This is a genomic window from Globicatella sanguinis NBRC 15551 (genome assembly GCF_001552295.1).
Taxonomy (GTDB): Bacteria; Bacillota; Bacilli; order Lactobacillales; family Aerococcaceae; genus Globicatella; species Globicatella sanguinis.
The window spans coordinates 1-1,185 of record NZ_BCQX01000227.1 but is presented as its reverse complement, the minus strand read 5'-3'; the positions used below and the strand labels follow the sequence as shown (position 1 = coordinate 1,185).

Annotated in this window: 1 protein-coding gene; it reads right to left on the bottom strand. The window is 33.5% G+C overall.

Translation table 11 applies throughout. The annotated features are described in order from the left end of the window. Window positions 1-406: 406 nt before the first annotated feature. Complete coding sequence (locus tag GSA01S_RS10250) at window positions 407-1,132, bottom strand: hypothetical protein (protein ID WP_066127311.1); 726 nt, start codon at window positions 1,130-1,132, stop codon at window positions 407-409. Between the last annotated feature and the right edge of the window lie 53 nt (window positions 1,133-1,185).

The following is a 1,185-nucleotide window of genomic DNA, read 5'->3' as shown; positions in this document are numbered from 1 at the left end:
CGGGCAAACGAAGCGAAAATTAACTGATTTTCTACTTCTTGCCCACTCCCTCATTAAGTTCTCATTTTATCGAACCATCTAAACCTTTATTTTCTTGACGAATTTTAAGTTATAACATTAATTGATCATGAAAAAGGATTGGTTGTTATCATGGTTTTATAGCTACGCTCTTTATCTCTCGTTTGATAATGAATTTTCAATGACCTGGAACAATTTTATGAGACCGATTTTAACAGTACTAATGTAAAAAAGACGTTATTTGACACAAAAACGAGGCCAGGCAAGAAACTCACTTCCTACTCGACCTCGTACTCTAATGGCAAACTTACTAAAATATCAATCAGCTCAGCAAATTTAACCGTCTAGAAAATATTTAACACTTATCATCTCGTCAATGATTACTTCATTATGCTTCTGAAGCAATTTTGAAAATAATTTGATCTTTAAAATAATTTTTCAATTCTTCTGTTAATACTATTTCAGGATAGATATCTTGAAACACATTAAATGGCAGGCGTTCACGCAAATCAATTTCATCCACACCCTGAAGCAATACCTGTTCTTGGATATAAGCGTCATAGCTGTCTATATCTAACTCTCCATGCTCTTCACCAAAGCGATCAATCGCAATCAATTTATACACAAAATATTCATGGATTCGCTCGCGTAATTCTTCTTCTTGTTTTGAAATTAACCCAAAACTATTTTGTAAGAATTCATCGTATGAAATACCGGCTTTCTCTGCATCTTCCTTATAATTATCGGTCATCGCGATAAAATAAGCTTCTTCCTCATCTGAATTAATCACAGTCTGAGTTGTATTCGCAAAAAATACTAGTAAATAAGGAAATATATCAAATTGAAACTTACGTTCTTTTTCTCTCTCTTGAAATGCAGTCATCGCATATTGTTTGACTTGGTGAACCGTTTTTAATTCAGGGTTATCCAAAGCTCTAACCATCTCATCCGTTAATTCAGTTGAATTCGATTGGTGTTGATGATTATAAAATGTAATGACCCCTTGAACTACCGGATTAATGATCGCTTCCCACGACGGAATTTCAATTGCTCGATAAGGTTCAGGTAATAATATCTCATCAAAAGGTAAATAATGTTCTACTTGGCTTTTCATAATGTCCTCCATAATGCTACTTTATGTACCCTTAAAATTTTACCGAATTTGTT

Excerpts from the sequence above, each read along its gene's own strand:
- GSA01S_RS10250 (WP_066127311.1), bottom strand. The coding sequence starts at position 1,132 with ATGAAAAGCCAAGTAGAACATTATTTACCTTTTGATGAGATATTATTA.